This window comes from Phytohabitans sp. LJ34, from assembly GCF_052068095.1.
Lineage (GTDB): Bacteria > Actinomycetota > Actinomycetes > Mycobacteriales > Micromonosporaceae > Phytohabitans.
Window position 1 is genome coordinate 167,151 of record NZ_JBQHDG010000020.1, and the last position, 16,183, is coordinate 183,333.

The 16,183-nt window shown below is 70.1% G+C and carries 14 protein-coding genes; 3 read left to right on the forward strand and 11 right to left on the reverse strand.

The genetic code is table 11. The features are described 5' to 3' along the window. Positions 1–2: 2 nt before the first annotated feature. The 3 genes from ACTMTJ_RS32195 to ACTMTJ_RS32205 all read right to left on the reverse strand — a co-directional run bounded on the left by ACTMTJ_RS32195 (position 3) and on the right by ACTMTJ_RS32205 (position 3,476). Positions 3–1,820, reverse strand: coding sequence for a glycoside hydrolase family 15 protein (locus ACTMTJ_RS32195; protein ID WP_441222411.1), 1,818 nt, complete (start codon positions 1,818–1,820; stop codon positions 3–5). 9 nt (positions 1,821–1,829) lie between these two features. Beyond that, the gene (locus tag ACTMTJ_RS32200) at positions 1,830–2,714 is read right to left on the reverse strand and encodes an SDR family oxidoreductase (protein ID WP_441222412.1); all 885 of its coding nucleotides are present in this window, start codon (positions 2,712–2,714) and stop codon (positions 1,830–1,832) included. 189 nt (positions 2,715–2,903) lie between these two features. Continuing rightward, positions 2,904–3,476 (reverse strand): hypothetical protein, encoded by a 573-nt coding sequence (locus ACTMTJ_RS32205; RefSeq protein ID WP_441222413.1) that lies wholly within the window; start codon positions 3,474–3,476, stop codon positions 2,904–2,906. 600 nt (positions 3,477–4,076) lie between these two features. On the opposite strand from ACTMTJ_RS32205, the gene ACTMTJ_RS32210 reads away from it, so the two are divergent. Then, positions 4,077–5,390 (forward strand): S1 family peptidase, encoded by a 1,314-nt coding sequence (locus tag ACTMTJ_RS32210; protein WP_441222414.1) that lies wholly within the window; start codon positions 4,077–4,079, stop codon positions 5,388–5,390. A gap of 156 nt (positions 5,391–5,546) precedes the next feature. On the opposite strand, the gene ACTMTJ_RS32215 is transcribed toward ACTMTJ_RS32210, so the two are convergent. The 4 genes from ACTMTJ_RS32215 to ACTMTJ_RS32230 form a co-directional block, all read right to left on the reverse strand. Further along, complete coding sequence (locus ACTMTJ_RS32215; RefSeq protein WP_441222415.1) at positions 5,547–6,044, reverse strand: hypothetical protein; 498 nt, start codon at positions 6,042–6,044, stop codon at positions 5,547–5,549. Positions 6,045–6,326: 282 nt separating this feature from the next. Then, complete coding sequence (locus ACTMTJ_RS32220; protein ID WP_441222416.1) at positions 6,327–7,214, reverse strand: hypothetical protein; 888 nt, start codon at positions 7,212–7,214, stop codon at positions 6,327–6,329. Positions 7,215–8,023: 809 nt separating this feature from the next. Beyond that, entirely contained in the window at positions 8,024–8,662 is a 639-nt protein-coding gene (locus ACTMTJ_RS32225; protein ID WP_441222417.1) for a response regulator, read from the reverse strand. Continuing rightward, positions 8,662–10,665 (reverse strand): sensor histidine kinase, encoded by a 2,004-nt coding sequence (locus ACTMTJ_RS32230; RefSeq protein WP_441222418.1) that lies wholly within the window; start codon positions 10,663–10,665, stop codon positions 8,662–8,664. The genes ACTMTJ_RS32225 and ACTMTJ_RS32230 overlap by 1 nt, the downstream gene beginning before the upstream one ends. Before the next feature lie 162 nt (positions 10,666–10,827). Here ACTMTJ_RS32230 and ACTMTJ_RS32235 point away from each other — a divergent pair, with 162 nt between their 5' ends. Beyond that, positions 10,828–11,529 carry a hypothetical protein gene (locus ACTMTJ_RS32235; RefSeq protein WP_441222419.1) on the forward strand — a complete coding sequence of 234 codons (702 nt, stop codon included), beginning with the start codon at positions 10,828–10,830 and terminating at the stop codon, positions 11,527–11,529. A gap of 21 nt (positions 11,530–11,550) precedes the next feature. Here the strand turns inward: ACTMTJ_RS32235 and ACTMTJ_RS32240 are convergent, their stop codons facing one another. Next, positions 11,551–12,231, reverse strand: coding sequence for a TetR/AcrR family transcriptional regulator (locus ACTMTJ_RS32240; protein WP_441222420.1), 681 nt, complete (start codon positions 12,229–12,231; stop codon positions 11,551–11,553). A gap of 98 nt (positions 12,232–12,329) precedes the next feature. Here ACTMTJ_RS32240 and ACTMTJ_RS32245 point away from each other — a divergent pair, with 98 nt between their 5' ends. After that, on the forward strand, positions 12,330–12,809 hold the full coding sequence (locus ACTMTJ_RS32245; RefSeq protein ID WP_441222421.1) for an ester cyclase: 480 nt from the start codon (positions 12,330–12,332) through the stop codon (positions 12,807–12,809). Between the two features lie 211 nt (positions 12,810–13,020). On the opposite strand, the gene ACTMTJ_RS32250 is transcribed toward ACTMTJ_RS32245, so the two are convergent. From ACTMTJ_RS32250 to ACTMTJ_RS32260, 3 genes are all read right to left on the reverse strand, one after another. After that, the gene (locus tag ACTMTJ_RS32250; RefSeq protein ID WP_441222422.1) at positions 13,021–13,671 is read right to left on the reverse strand and encodes a TetR/AcrR family transcriptional regulator; all 651 of its coding nucleotides are present in this window, start codon (positions 13,669–13,671) and stop codon (positions 13,021–13,023) included. Positions 13,672–13,885: 214 nt separating this feature from the next. After that, complete coding sequence (locus ACTMTJ_RS32255) at positions 13,886–15,358, reverse strand: alpha/beta hydrolase (protein ID WP_441222423.1); 1,473 nt, start codon at positions 15,356–15,358, stop codon at positions 13,886–13,888. Positions 15,359–15,523: 165 nt separating this feature from the next. Further along, on the reverse strand, positions 15,524–16,030 hold the full coding sequence (locus ACTMTJ_RS32260; RefSeq protein WP_441222424.1) for a cupin domain-containing protein: 507 nt from the start codon (positions 16,028–16,030) through the stop codon (positions 15,524–15,526). Between the last annotated feature and the right edge of the window lie 153 nt (positions 16,031–16,183).

Genomic DNA, 16,183 nt, shown 5'->3' on the forward strand with positions numbered 1-16,183 from the left:
GGTCAGGCGGTGGCGCGGGCCAGGCTCACCCCGCTGGCGATGATCCCGATATGGCTGAACGCCTGCGGGAAGTTGCCGATGAACGCGCCCGTGGTGGGGTCGATCTGCTCGGACAGCAGACCCACCGGGCTCGTCCTGGCACACAACGACGTGTACAGCTCGTGCGCCTGTTCGAGCTGTCCTTGCTGGACGAGGTTTTCGACCAGCCAGAAGCTGCACAGCACGAAGGCGCCCTCGTCGCCTTCGATCCCGTCGGGCGCGTCCTGGTGCAGGTAGCGGTAGAGCAGCCCGTCTCCGGCGGACAGCCGTCGGGCGACGGCGGCGGTGGTGGCGATCATCCGCGGGTGGGTGGCGGGTATCACCTGCCGCAGCGGGAGGGCCAGCAGGCTGGCGTCGAGCACGCCGCCGCCGTCGAGATGAGCGCTGAGCGTCTGCGCCTGCTCGTCCCAGGAGCGCTCCAGGATGCGTCGGGTCAGCTCGGCGGCCGCCGCGCGCCAGCGGGCCGTCGGTCCGGGCAGGCCGAGCTTTTCGCCGAGCGCCGCCGCCCGGTCCAGCGCCACCTGGCACATCCCGGCCGAGTACGTGAACACGCGGCCGTCGTTTCGTATCTCCCAGAGTCCTTGGTCGGGCTCGCGCCACGCCGTCTCGGCCGCGTCGGCGAGGCCGCGCAGTTGGGCCCACAGCGCCGGTTGAAGCTCTCCGCCGCCGCGTACCCATTGGTCGGCGCAGTCGAGCACTTCTCCGTAGACGTCGTGCTGGCGCTGGTCGGCCGCCCCGTTGCCCCAGTGCACCGGCGCTGACCCGCGGTAGCCCTCCAGCCCGGGATCGGCGACCTCGCCGGGCACCGGGCCGCCGTCGAGTGTGTACATGATTCGTGGTTGCCGGCTCTGCTCGAAGGCGTCGAGCACCCACCCGAGAAACGCGTCCGCTTCGTTCCCGAACCCGATGCGCCGCATGGCGAACACGGTGAACGCGGCGTCGCGGACCCACGCGTAGCGGTAGTCCCAGTTGCGGACGCCGCCTATCGGTGCGGGCAGCGAGGATGTGGGTGCCGCGACCATGGCGCCGTTGTCCCAGTCGTCACAGAGCTTGAGAGTGATCGCCGAGCGGCGGACCAAAGCCTCCTGCGGGCCGCTGTAGGTGAGGTGGGCCATCCAGCGTCGCCACGCGTCCGCCGTAGCCGCCAGCATGTCCGCGGCGTCGAAACGGTGGTGGCGGTGCACTCGGCCCCAGGAGAGGACCAGGTCCACATGTTCGCCTTCGTGCAGCTCGAAGGTGACCGGCAGGCTGGTCAGCGGACGGCTGGCGCGCAGATGCAGTCGCAGGTCAGGTCGGCGGGACGGGCGGATCTCCAGGCCGTCGAGCGCGGCGCGGGTCTGGCCACCGTCGCGGGGCCGCAGGTCGATCTCCATCCGGACGGTGCCGTCGAGGACCCGCGCGGAACGGACCAGCTCCGCGCGGCCGGCCGGTGCGTCGTCGGTGAGGTCGGCGCCGGAGCGCACCACGATCGCATCGGTGATCTGGAGCAGGCCGGTAGCGGTGCGAAGCTCGGTGACCAACACGGCGGTGTCCGGGACGTAGTGCTGGCGCGCCTCGCGCAGGTCCCCGGCGGTGACGGTGAAGTGCCCGCCTCGCCGCTTGTCCAGCAGGCCGCCGAGCACCGGCTCGGCGTCGAAGTGGGGCAGACACAGCCAGGGGATCGAGCCGTCGAGGCCGACGAGCGCCACGGTGGCGCCGTCCCCGATCACACCCAGGTCCTCCAGCCGGAGGTAGCCGTCGGGTCGCTGTACCGGCCGCAGGGGAGGGTTCGGGTCAAGCATTGGACGCTCCTACCGAGCCAGGACCCGGCCACCGAACAGGGCCAGCGTCTCACCGGTGATGTAACTGCTGTCGGCGTTGCTGGCGAAGAAGAGGAACGCGGGAGCGATCTCCTCCGGCTGCGCCGGCCGGCCCAGCGGTACGCCGTCGGTCTGGTCCCCGTAACCGGCCATTTGCTCGGGGGTACGGCTGGAGGCGTTCAGCGGCGTCCACACCGGTCCGGGCGCCACGCAGTTCACCCGGATACCCCGCCCGATCAGCTCCGTCGCCAGGGACTTGGTGAAGGTGTGGATCGCACCGTTGGTTTCCGCGTACCCGATGAGCGAAGGGTTGCCCTCGAACCCGGCGACCGAACCGCAGTTGATGACGCACCCGCCCGCGGGCAGGTGCGGCAGGGCCGCGCGAGCCATGTAGAAGTAGCCCGACACGTTGGTGTGGAACAGCTCGTGAAGGTCCTCGTCGGAGACGTCCGCCAGCGACGAGTACTGGAACAAGATGGCGGCGTTGTTGACCAGGATGTCGAGCCGGCCGAGCTCCGCGATGGTGCGCTCGACCGCCGCGTCACAGAACGACGAGTCCTTCACGTCGCCGGTCAACACCAGGCACCGCTGTCCCTCTTTCTCCACCAGCTCCCGGACGTGGTCCGCGTCCTCCTGCTCGGCGGGCAGGCAGACGATCGCCACGTCCGCGCCCTCCCGCGCGAACAGGACGGCGACGGCGGCGCCGATGCCGCTGTCCCCGCCGGTGATCAGCGCCGTGCAGTCGGTGAGCTTCCCGGACCCGCGCAGCGCGGTCGCCTGGTTACGCGGGCGAGGATCCATCCTCGCGTCCAGCCCCGGTCGCGACTGGGACTGCCCGCGAAACGGCGGCGCGGGCTGCTCGACAACTCTGTTCATGACAAAACGCCCCCCGTCAGTCGTCCCGCGCGGATGCCCGTCGCCGCACCGGCTAAACCTGACCGCCCGTTCGAGGGCGCCGCGCGGCCGGCTGTCACTGTGATGGCCAGCCCCTCGCGATGGCCGGGCCCTCGGCAAGGTCGCGATCCAGGTCGCCCGACAGAAGCAAAGTGCCGTATAGCCCGATGGCTATACGGCCGGCTCTTCCGCGTCGGTGACCCCTCCGGTCAGGAACAGGAAGCACGCGAAGCGGCTTACGAACAGGCGATGCGCGACATGGGGCCGCCGCGGATGTTCCGGATGGGCCCGGACGGCAAGATGCAGGAGGTCAGCTGGGCCGCACTCGAAAAGGATCATCCGCCCGCTGTGCCGTGACTCTTGCGACTTCGCGGTTGGCCACCGTGAGGAAGAAGCGGAGTTCCTCGTCGGCATCGGCATCGGCATCTGGGCGTCGAGAAGTTCGACTTCGAGGTCGGCGAGGCGTTTGTCGAGGAAGCGGTTGTTCGAGCGGGCTGCCTGCGGCTTCTGTTCGAGGACACGGTTGACCTCGGTGAGCCGGCGGAGACGCTGTTTGAGCTCGATAGCGGTGGCCACGAGCTTCTTGGCGTCGGTGTTCTGGTAGAGGAAGGTGCGAGACGCGCCGGCTCGGGGCCGCGACCGCGGGATAGGCGATCGGGGTTCGCTCGCGGCGAATGGTGCGCTGCGTCGTGTCGATGCGACAGCGCGCGCCGTCCACCCTGTTCGCGGCCGGTCCTCGGTCACCTCGTCCGTGCAATAGGCACGTCAGGCCGGGGCGGGCTTCGGACGCGCGCCTGGCCGGCGGTAGCGATCACCGGGTGGTGGGCTGGAAATCTCCGTCGCATCGATGCAGCGGGAGCCTTGCGGCGGCCGCGATGTGCCCGATGGCCCGCTCCATAGGCGATGACTCATCGATGATGTGCTCGCCGTTGACTTCTCGGTGCGCTCGCCACGAGCCCCGCGCTGCTCTCTGCCTATCCAAGGCATCCACTCACAGCAAATCACCAAGCATCCACGACCAGGGCGGGTCCCGAACTCACGCCCGACGAAACCCGCGGGCAGGTACCGGGACCCAAACTCCCGCTCAAACGGGACCGCTACTCGCGCTCAGAACCACGACGCTGTAGGTCCGGTGCCCCGGCCGCCGCTGCTCATGTTCGGCACCCAACCGGCACCAGATAACGAAGAGGGAGCGCCACGCCGCTCCAGAGCTCTTCGCGCCCACCACGCGGCTAGGGAAAGTTCGCGGATTCGTTGGGTCACAGCGGGCCCGCGAGACGCGACGATCAGGCTGCTTCAGCCGACGGCGCTGGACGTCACCAGTTTTCCGAGAGGACGCAATAGATGCGAAGAGTCCTGGCCCTGCTCGCCTCGCTGGCGGTCACCGCGGGCCTGACGGTGGCCGTGGCAGGTCCCGCCCGCGGCGGCACCGAGAACACAGCGGTCCTCGTCCCCGGGGACGTGCCGGTGCGGGCCGCGCCGACGTCGGTGGGCACGTTCCGGGTGACCGGGACGGGCCGGTCCGCACAGGCTCTGGACGAGGCGACGATGCAGGACCTGACCACGTTCGCCAAGCAGAACGGACAGGACCTGTCCGCCGTCGTCGCGGCGCACCAGGGCATCCACGAGTTCAGTGCCTACACCACCAAGCTGGAGGAGACCGCGCCGGACACGTTCGTACGGGCCGGCCTGGGCACCGAGGGCGCCGGCAACTGGGTCCAGTTCACCGCCAAGCCGGGCGCCGACATCGTCGCCGATCTGGCGCGGCTGCCGGTGGACACCGAGGTGCAGTACGGTGCGCCGGCAAGCTCGAAGGAGCTGGCCGACCTGGCCTACACACTCATTACCTCCTTGGCCGCGCGCCCGGACGTCATCCGGTCGGCGGGGACCCGCTACGACCACGAGCGACGCGTGCTGCGTCTGCTGTACGCGCCGGTCGGGGGTGCCCAGCTGAGCAGGCAAGGCTCGGTCGTCCAGGAGGCGCTGACCGCGGGCACCGCCGGGGGACAGCTTCCCCTCGAGGTCGTGCCCGAACTCGACGCCGACCGGACCGCGGTCGCCGAGCGAACCGTCGAAGGCGGCAGGGACCTCAACCTGGGCAACGGCGACGCCCACTGCACCGCCGGTTTCACCGCGATCCGCAACGGCAACCGGGGTGTGCTGACCGCGGCGCACTGCAATAACGCGCTCCGGTATGGCAACGCCTCGGGAGTCATCAGCACCCACCCGGGCCAGAGCTCGAACGACGCGACCGATCTCCAGTTCCACCGGACCCTAACCGAGAACGGCCACTCGACGAACAAGCAGTTCCGGGCGACCGGCCGGCAGGCCAGCGGAGACCGGACGGTGACAGCCGTCGCCAACGCACCGGTGGGCTCGGCCGTGTGCCACTGGGGCCGGAAAACCGGCTACGACTGTAGCTACGTCGAGGACACCGACACCTGCCAGTCGATGCTGGTGAATGGCGTCATCCATCGATACTGCGGTCTGGATGTCACCCGTCAGGACATTTCGGCAGGTGGTGACAGCGGCGGCCCTTGGTACCTCGGGAACACCGCCCGGGGCGTCCACAGCGGAGCCCAGGATTCCGTGGAAAGCTACTTCACCCGGATCGGTCGGGTACGGGTCCAACTCAACGCCACGGTATTGCAGAACTAGCTGAGAACTAGCTGAGTCGTTCGGCACACCGGGTATCACGGATACTCGGTGTGCCGAGCCGCGCCCGGCCGCCACCGACCCGGTCGAGTCCGAAGGCGCGGTTCGCCGGGCCCTGGGCCCGGGGGACGCGCTGTCCCCCGGGGCCTTGCGCCCGAGTCAGGCGGTGCAGGCGAGGCTGCGCGGCGCTGTGGTGTGCTTTTCGGAGGTGTCGAAGATTCCGATTACGTCGGTGTCAGTCACGCTTCGCCACTGGCTGACCAGCACCGTCGTGCAGGTCACCCGCGCTGTGGCGCGCTTGCCGGCCCCGCCCCCCGGTGGGACCGTCACCGAGTCGGCGCTTCCGACGTTCACCCATGAGCCGTTCCGCAAGATCTGCAACTGGGTGGTCACGATAGCGAGTGGGTAGTCACAGTCGATCCAGTACCACCAACCGTGGCCCGACGCCGTCCGGATTCCCGGCGCCGTCGAGATGTGGACGAAGTCGCCATCGGTCCCGAACACGCAGAACGGCCCGGCGGACTGAGCGGACGCCGTCGACACCGTCACGGCATCGCGGGTCTTGGCGGCCGATGCGGGAGTTGCGGCGACGGCCGACAGCGACAGCGCCACAGCGATGCTGAGCACGTACAACGAGGTCTTTCTGAAACGCGACATCGGTGCTCCTTCTTCGTCTTGCGGACAACAGTTTGTGCCAACTTGCCTGTGGCAGATAGCGGATGCCTAATAGCTGCCGTTGAAACTGCCGAGCGTTTTCACTATTGGCAGTCGCGAACGCCGGGTTGACTGGAATTTTTGGCGGCAAAGAGGATCTCAGGAACGAACCGGATGCCACCCAAGGGGTTGCCGCCCATGCCGATCACCTGCTGTCTGCCGGGGCAACTCGCCGTCGCGAGGAATTTGTCGGGCTCGCCCCCGACCGACTGGCATGCGGTCGTGTCAGGTGCAGAGGGCTTGGCCGATTAGCTGCCAGTTCTCCTCGGTGCCGGGCGCGCTCTCGCGGGCAATCATGCCGACTGTGTTCGTCAGCCGGCTGACGCCCACCGAGGTCACGCTGACATTGAAGTCCGCGGTCGTGCCGAACTCCTCTAGGACAGTGAATCCGGCCGTGATGACGGTGCCCGTGGGGCTGAAACACGGCACCGAGACGTTCTTGGCGTTGACGCTGGTCGCGTTGGTGCGGTTGCTGAACTGGCGGACCGAAACCTGAGTCGAGTCCGCGCAGATGCCGATGCCGTTCAGCTCGACCGTTCCGTCGTAGCCGCCGGCGCTGCCGTCGATCCGGTAGGAGGTGGGTACATCGCCGCCATTGTTTGACGCGATGCGGGACAGGCGGGTCCGGGGTAGGTTGGCGCCGAAGTCGAAGCCGGAGCTGATGGAACCACCCATGCCGACGAGGACCTTGTTGTTGGGGCAGACGCGCTCGATGTTGACCCGGACGGTCTCGCCACCATCGAGGACGGTCTGCGTGTCCCCGCCGGTGACCACCGCGTACCCCGGAAGTGACGACTGCGGTGCGCAGACCGCCGTGGCGGAGAACGACCAGGCGGCCGACACGCCCTCGGCCGGCTCGGCCGCGCGGAACCGCACGAACGAGAACTGCGGGTAGATGGCCAGGATGCGCACCTGGTTGTTACCGGTGATCTGCATGTCCCCGCCCAGCGCGGTCGTCCCGTTCGGGCAAGGGACGTCGAGTGTCTTGCTCGAACTGGAATTGCTCGCCGTCTGGCCGGAAGCGGTGGTGAGGCCGACGATGGCAGCCGAGGCGCTGCCAGGGGTGACCACGACCAGCGCTGCGGCTCCGGCGGCCACCAGCGTCGCGGCCAACGCACGGCGGCGAAGGCGCACGGACGGCGAGCCTACCTGGGATCGGTAGGGGATGACGCGTGGAAAGCGCATTTTCGTTGTTCCTTTCTATTCACGGACGACTATCACGGGCCGGTTGTTCACAGCCGGCTGTCTTCGCGGTAGTAGGCGGCGTAAATCGGCGACCCGGGATACATCAGCGTGTTGCCGTCAGGACGCAGCTCAGGGTCCCGGGGTACGTCGCCTGCACGCACCGTACGCAACGGCGTTCACAGAACCTGCATCGCTCCTGCATCCTCGAGCACTCACGATCACACGTTCTGAATAGCGCTCTCGGCGCATGTGGCGCCGATGTCCGATCCGCCGGTCTCGATCTTCACTCGTTCGGATAGCGCAGGAGACAAACCTCAGTGGCACACGGACACGCTTAAGTGGCAATGGACACCTCGCTGGGTGGTTGCGACGAGCGCGGCGAAGCGGATCGGTGGTGCACCGCACGAGGACCTGGCACGGCTGAGGGTGAGTCAGGATCGGTGTACGGGGACCGATGTCTGTCGCTCGGCCGCGCAGATCTGGCGGGACGACCTGCTGGCGGTAGGTGTTCTGTGCGGTGTTGTAGACCGAGGCGGCGGCCAGCAGCCCGCTCCACCCGGTGATGAGCGACCGCATCGTCGGCGGCGAGCCGCCGGACGCGTTGGTCCGCCCAACGGGTCAGTTCTGGGCTGATTTGAGCGGGAGCCGTATCAGTCGTGGTCAGTCGGCCCGGTCGCGACGCCGCCGTGTGGCTGGCCGAGTTCGTCCAGCCGCTGGTGCCTCGATCCCGGGCTCTGTCAGTGGCCGAGGCCCGCGTCGCGGGCTTTGATGATCGCTTCGGCGCGGCTGGCGACTTGGAGTTTGGCGAAGACGCTGGAGATGTGGTTGGCGACCGTGTTGGGTGAAACGCGGAGGCGGGCGGCGATGGCGGTGTTGCCGAGGCCGGCGGCGATCAGGTCGAGTACCTCCCGCTCGCGCGGGGTGAGTGACTCGAATGGGGTGTCCGGCGGGCGGGGTCCGGACAGGTAGGCGATCGCCCGCTGCGCGATGCCCGGGCCGAAGACGGCGTTGCCGGCCGCGACGCCGGAGATCGCTCGGATGATGTCTTCCGGGTCGGCGCCTTTGAGCACGTAGCCGAGCGCGCCGGCCCGCATGGCGGCGAAGACCGAGTCGTCGTCGTCGAACATGGTCAGCATCAGCACCGCCACGCCGGGCGCCTCGCGGGTGACCTTGCGGGCGGCCTCGATGCCCGAGCCGTCCGGCATGTTGATGTCCAGGACCAGGACATCGGGGCGCAGGGTGACGGCGGCGCGGACGGCTTCGCGTCCGGTCGCGGCGGTGCCGACGATGGTGTATCCCTCGACGGCGCCGAGCAGTGCGCGCAGCCCTTCCCGGACCACCGCGTGGTCGTCGGCGACCACCACCCGCACGCTCATCAGCCACCTCCGCGGCCCAGTGGGATTGTCACGTGGACCCGGCCGCCGTCCGCGCCCGGCCCGGCGACGCAGTGGCCGCCGAGCTCGGCGGCGCGCTCGGTCATCGAGGTGAGGCCGACGCCGCGGCGCCAGGCGGCGGTGCCGTCCGCGCCGTTGTCGTCGACCGTCAGCGTGAACGCGGCTGGCTCGGCGCGGAGCGTCACCGTGGCCCGGCTGGCCCGCGAGTGCCGTACGACGTTGGTGAGCGCCTCGGTCGCGATCCGGTACGCGGCCACCTCGACCGCGGCGGGTAGCGGGCCGAGCGGCTCCGCGGCGTCCACGTCTATCCGTAGTGGACGATCGTCGGGCCGGCCGGCGAGAGTGGCGGCGTGCTCGCGTAGCGCGCCGGTCAGGCCGAGCCCGTCGAGGGCCGGCGGGCGCAGCTCGTTGACCAGGCGGCGGATGTCGTCGATCGCGGCGGTGGTCTGGGCCCGCAGGCCGGCGAGAAGGGCCACCGCGCGGTCCGGGTCGGCGGGTACGAGCCGTCGGGCGGCGTCGGCGTTGAGCACCACCCCGGTCAGTGCCGGCCCGAGCCCGTCGTGCAGGTCCCGGCGGAGCCGGCGGCGTTCCTCCTCGCGCGCGGTGACCAGCGCCTCCCGGGCCTGCCCGAGGTCGCGGGCCAGCAGCGTCGCGCGGACGGCCACCGCCAGTGAGGCGCAGAGCAGGTGCAGCAGCCGCTCGTCGGCCGGGTCCAGCCGGCTCTCCCCGGCCCGCAGTCCCACGGTCAGCTCGCCGACCGGCTCCCCGCCCTGTACCAGCGGGATGGCCTGCCGCAGCGACGGCGCCGCACCGTGGGCGGCGAGACGGTGGTCGCCTGCGGTGATCTCGGCGGAGGGCAGGCGCATCACGACGCACAGCGCCCGCAGCGCGCCGTCCAGGCCGCTTCCGCCCGGGTCGCCCAGGCGGGCGCCGACCTCGGCGATCGCGCGCACGGGGTCGCGGCGGGCGCCGTAGAAGATCCGGTCGACGCGGCGCTGCAACCACAGCCGCGCCGGGTGGAACGCGCCCGCGATCAGCAGCGTGGCGAGCACCGAGCTGCCCAGCCCGACCTGCCGGCGCAGCGCTGAGTCGAGGATTGTGACGAGGGCCGCGTACACGGCGATCACGCCGGCGGTCAGCACCAGGTAGAGCACCGACCGGGAGACGACGAGGCGGATGTCCAGCAGCTGGTGGCGCAGGATCGCGACCATGATGGCGAACGGAACCAGCGCGATCGAGTAGATGGACAGCCAGCTGTCGACGTTCAGGAGGTCGGAGACGGCGAACGAGGCCACCATCACCAGCGCGCCGAGTAGCAGCCACAGCAGCTGGCGGCGTACCCGCTCGTCGCCGCGCCGGTACCGGAGGGCGAGCGAGGCGAGCGCCGCCAGGTAGACGGCGGTGCCGGCGAGGGTGGTGACCGCGCCGACCCAGGCCAGCTGGTCGGCGCCGGCGCTGAGGTAGCCGGTGACGCCGTACTCGTCGCTGGTGAGCGTGTGCGCCGGTATCACGGCCATGGCGGCGAAGAGCAGGCCCGCGGCGGTGGCCAGCCCGGCGGCGGCCCGCCATGCCCGGCCCAGCAGCCGCCCGTCCGGGAAGGTCAGCAGCACTACTGGTAGCACGACGGTGACGGTCCAGGTCCAGGCGAGGTTGGTGACCGTGGCCAGCAGCCGCCAGCCCGCGGCGGTCTCCCCGGGCTCGGTGCCGGCGGCGAGCACGGCCGCCCCGGCGGCGCTGGTCGCGTAGCAGATCCCGCCGGCCAGCAGCAGCCAGCCGATCGGGTTGCCGGGGCGGTGGCGGGCGATCGGCCAGCCCGCGACGGCCAGCGCGAGGCCGAGCGTGGCGTTGCTGACCGCGAAGCCGTCCATCAGCGCGCCGAAGCTCAGCTCGGACACCCACCCGGCCACGACGGTGACCGCGACCTCGGCGAACGCCAGCCCGAGCAGCAGCCCGGCGGCGGTCGTGGCGCGGCGGGTGGTCGTCATGCCACTCATCATGCGGCTGCGGCGGGTCCGGCACGTAGTGGCTGGCCACTACGCGGCCCGGGAGAAGCTCCCGGGTGGCCGATGAGTTTGCAACCTCCCAGCTGGTGCCGTCCGGCAGGGATCGTGAGGCCCGTCGTCAAAATCCCGATGGGAGAACCTCAAATGTCCCGTACCTCTTCGGCGGACGTTGCCGTGCTGGCAGACGTGCGCGGCTTCTGGCGGGTGCTGCTCGCGGTCATCGCGCCGCTGCCTATGCTCGCCAAGGGCGTCTACTACCTGATCACCCCGGTCGAGGGCGGTGCGAGCTTCGACGAGACGCTCGCCGCGTTCACCGCGCACGAGCGCCTCGCCGGCGTGCTGATGTGGCTCGACGTGGTGTTCGTAGTCGGGCTCGTCCCGGCCACGTACGCGGTCGCCTGGGTCGCCCGCCGCGGCGCGCCCCGCCTCACCACCGCCGGCGCGCTCATCTCGCTGCTCGGCTTCCTGGCCGGCGTGGCGCTGCTCGGCGGCGTGATCACACCAGCGGCGGCCACCGTACGCCACGACCTCGACCCGGCCGCGATGGCCGCGTTCAGCGACGCCATCGAGGGCGAACCACTGATTGGCATCGCCGGGCTGCTGTTCATCACCGCCGTGGTCATCGGCCTCGGCCTGCTCGGCGGAGCACTCTGGCGCAGCCGGTACGCGCCCGCGTGGGCCGGCATCGCCATCATGGCCGGCGGCATCACCCACCCGTTCCTGCCCGGTTCACTGGCGCAGGGAATCGGGCTGCTGGTCGCGGCGGCCGGCTTCGCCGGCGCGTCGTACGCGCTGCTACGCACGCCGGACGGCGGCTTCGACCTGCCACCGGCCCGCGCGTCCTGACAAGGTGACGGCCGTGGCGATTCATTGACCCTGCGGGGACGGTGTCTCGCCACGGCCGCGCGGGGAGGGTGCGGCGAGAGCGTCGGCGAGCGCCTGTGCCAGCCACCGCTCGTATTCGTGGGGCGACCAGCCACGGTCGTTGACGAGTAGTTCGTAGACCTCGGGCGAGATCAGCATCCAGACGATGTCACGTGCGCGGTCCGGGTCGAGGTCGGTGCGTAGGCCACCGGTGGCGACCAGCTGGCTTACCATGACACCGGCGCCGACGAGCCGCTCACCGTTGACGGTCGTGCGGAATTGGGTCAGCTCGGGGTCGCCGCCCCGGGCAGCGGCGAGCAGCTTGGCGAGCATCGGTCCCACGCGTTCGCCGATCTGGCGGGCCGCGGAGGCGTATCGGGCGAGCTTGTCGCGGGGGTTGGTGGCGGCGACCACGGCCTGGATCTCGGGGCGGTCGATCATCGGGATGGGCTCGTCGTCGCCGGCAAGCGTGACGTCGTACACGGCCTTGATCAGCGCCGTCTTGGTCCCGAAGGCCTTCTTGACGGTCTCGGCCGATACCCCGGCGCGCGCGGCGACGTCGCGCATGGTGACCGCTGCCGGGCCACGTTCGGTGAGCAGGTCGCGGGCAGCGTCCAGGACACCGCGGCGAGTGAGCCGTGCCAGCTCGGCGCGGCGGGTGTTGTCGTATGCCCGACGAGACATTGCATACCATCCACGAGTATTGAATACTTGCTTAGTGCATCTGATATTACAGAGGGGACACCATGCGCACGATCGACAGTGACGTCTGTATTCGATCCATGACGATCTTGGCCTCCGGTGACCTCGACGAGTTGACCCGGGTAGTCCACCCGGAGGCGGTCAACCGCGAGGCGAAAGACGAACCACCAGCCTGCCGCGGGCGAGGTCCGGGCGCGTTCGCGGCCACCGCCCGCTGGCTGCGAGCCGCGTTCGCGGATCTGGCCTTCGACATCCACGACGTCGCGGCCGACGGCGACCTGGTCGTCGTGCACTGCACCATGTCTGGTCGCCAGGTCGGTACGTTCCTGGCCTACGACGAGCACGGCGAGGTCGCCCAGGCCTTTCCGTCGAAGGGCCGCACGCTGGCGGTCACCCAGACACACTGGTTCCGGACCAGAGACGGTCAGGTCGTCGAGCACTGGGCAAACCGCGACGACCTCGGCATGGCCACCCAGCTCGGCTGGGTGCCGCCCACACCGGCATACCTGTGGCGGATGACCCGCGCCAAACGGCACGCGCGTCGCCAGCCGACCCACTAGGTCACGTCTGGGCCAGGACAGCCCAGCCTGCCCATCCCTGTCCGGCCTCGAACGGTTCGACGCCGAAGCCGGCACGCAAGTCGCTCTTCGGTGCGGCGATGCCCAAGACGCGATCCCGGCGTTGGCCCTGAACGCCCTGTCGCCGGCGAGTCGTGCGGACCGCTCAGCCCGATGCCGCGGGCCGCCTTGAGGGCAGCCGGTGCGTCGGCAGTCAGGCGTCCCGGCTGCGGGCAGCCGGGGTTCCCGGCGTCCGGCACACGGCTCGCTCGGCCATGGCCACCAAAGTGCCGATCGCCTCGTCGATCGTGTGGCCGCGGCCGGTCACCAGCAGGTCGAGGCTCTCGAAGCTCGTCAGCACCCACAGCACGTCGACCGCCTCGTCGACGGTGAGCCCCTCGCGCAGCTCACCCTCCCGCTCGAGGTGCTCGGCCAGGCTCTGCATGCCGGCCCGCCGGTCGGTCTCCATGTGGCGAACGGCGCCGCCGGCGGACTCGGGGTCCAGCCGGTCCATTGCGTGCAGCACGCGATAGACCGCCAACTCCTGGCCCTTCATCCGGCTGGCCGCCCGGATACCATCACGCAGGTGGTCGCGCGCGTTCGTGGCCTCCACCGCCCGGCCGAGCGCGGCCAGCCCGGTGCGCTGCCAGAGATCGACCACGAACGCGTCGAACAGCCCCGACCGCGAGCCGAAGTCGGTGTAGATCGTCGACCTCGACACCTTGGCCAGCTCAGCCACCCGCCCCAGGCTGGGCTGCTCGGTAGGCGCCTCACGCAGGCACTGGCCGACCGCGTCCAGGATCCGACGCCTCGTCTCCTCCGCGGCCTCGGCGCGCAGCACCTGCTCGTACTTCCGGGATGCCATGACCCCATCATGGCATATTCATCCGACAGGCAGTCCACTCAACTGCCGCCCGGGAAGCCGGTGCGACGTTTCGAATCAGGTGTAGCGCAGTTTCCACCAGGCGATTCCGTCGGCGAAGTCGGTGGTGTCGTTGGTGAGCCGGCCTGCGGTGACGGCGAGGTCGGGCTGGGGCCGGCGGCGGCCGCGGTGGTGGTCAAGTGACTCGGTGTGTGGTTCAAGGCGCGAACGGGTCGGTGTCGTCGCGGCAGGTGGCGCCTGCCGGTGGCAGGGTGACGCCGTCGGTCAGGTAGGCCAGGGCCGGTCCGACCAGGCACGGGTTTCCGGAGGTGAGGCTGGCGTGGCCGTCGGCCTGGTGGGTGAGCAGCCGCGCGTTGCCGAGGTCGGCGACGAACTGCCGCGCGCCGGCGTACGGTGTCGCGGGGTCGTGTGTGTTGCTGATGACGAGGATTGGTGCGGCCCGGTCGGGGTTGTGGATGCGGCCGCGGAACGCGTCGTCGTCCTCGACCGGCCACAGTGCGAGGTCGAGGGTGACCAGCCCGTTGACCCACCAGAAATGCGGGAACATCCGGTAGGCGTGGACGCTGTCGCGGACGTAACCGGCCACCGGTCCGCGGGGAAACCGCTGGTCGACGGCGAGCACCGCGAACTGCTGGTCGTAGGTGCCGAAGCCGTCCTGCTCGTCCAGAAAGTCGAGCATTGCTGACGGCTGGCCGGCCGTCGCGGCGGTGAGCGCTGTGGCGAAGTCGCGCCACAGCCGCGGCGTGTACATCGCCGCCAGCGCGGCCTGGCGGACGTCGTCTCCGCTCAGCCGGGGGTGTGCCGGGTCTGCGGTGGGCAGCGGCTGGCCGTCCAGCCGTGCCAGCAGCGTGTCGAAGGCGTCCTCGGGGTCGGTGCCGCCGAATCCACACCGCGGTCCGGCGGCCGCGCAGCGGGCGAAGAAGCGGTCGAGCTCGTCTTCGAAGGCGGCTGACTGCTCCTCGCCGCTGTCGATCGGGCGATCGCGTCCGGTCCGTACGTCGTTGGCGCTGGCGAGGACCATGGCCCGGACACGGCCGGGAAACATGCTGGCGTAGGTGGCGCCGATGTCGGTGCCGTACGAGATGCCGATAGCGGTGAGCCTCTGGTCGCCGACGGCCCGGCGCAGCAGGTCGACGTCGCGGGCCACGTTGGCGGTGCTCATGTGCGGCAAGATCGTGCGGTTGTGGCGGAGGCAGGACAGTCCGTACGCGCGTGCCGTGGCGGCGTACATGTCGGGCTCGACGGCGTCTGGACGGGCGAAGAACGAGGGTGGTGTCGCGTGGCAGTCGACGGCGGGTCGGCTCGCGCCGGTGCCGCGCTGGTCGAAGCCGATCACGTCGAAGCGGCCCAGCAGCGCCAGCAGTTGCGGCGGCGAGTTGCGCAGCACCTGTACACCGGACTGGGCGGGCCCGCCGGGCAGTTGGAACAGCGAGCCGATGCGATGCGCGGGGTCGGCGGCCGGCTTGCGGATCAGGGCGATGGTGATTGTCGGTCCGTGCGGGTCGTCGTAGTCCAGCGGCACACGAGCGTCCGCGCATTGGAAGCCGTCGCCGCAGTCGATCCAGCGCAGCACTGGCGCCGCGTGCGCGGCCGTGGTGTGCGTGCCCACGGCGAGCGCGCCGAGCAGGGCCAGGCAGCCGGCGGCGGCGCGGCGCAACAATGCTTTCACGGTAATGCCTTTCCAGGGTTGATTGGGGCGGCCGTCATCGCAACTCCTTGCTGTCGGGGCGTCGGCTTCGCGCGGGGCGTCGGCCATAGGTACGGCCGAGCCGGGCGCCCGCCGAGGACACAGTGGACATCGAGTTCTCTCTACTTAGGACCGTTCAGAACTCCGTCATGTCGTGCCGAGGCCGTACCGTTCGATGACGCCGGCTAGCCAGTCGGGCTCGGCGAACCGCAGCCCGTAGCGCTCGGCGATGGCGGGGCCCTGCGCTGCGGCGCTCTCCGGGTCGCCGACCAACTCGCTCACCTCGCGGAAGAAGTGTTCGAACCCGGCCGGACTGATGATCTCGATCATGCGCGCGGGCACGCTGCCGGCGTTCCACATCGCGTGGTACTCGCCGCGCGGCTTGGTGATGTAGCCGCCGGCGCCGAGGACGACCTCGCGGTCGCCGGAGCGGAATCCGATCTCGCCCTCCAGGACGATCGAGAACTCGTCTTCGAAGGTGTGCAGGTGGGGCGGGACCAGCGCGCCGACCGGGAACGGGTGCTCGACGACCGACAGCGCGCCACCGGTGTCGCGGCCCCAGAGCTTGAACTGCACGCCGATGGCGCCGAGGTCTCCGGTCAGGCCCTCGCCGGGCCGGACGATCGTCAGCGGCGGCGGGTCTGGTGGTGTCATGTGTGAGCCCCTCAATATCATCGAACACGCTGTACGGTGAAATGATGAGGCCGGGCTGACGAGACGTCAACCAAATTGAGCCAACATGGAGTACCGCGAAAATCCGCGACCACCAACTGGCTGCGGATCATCGAGGTGGTCGGTCCATCCCCG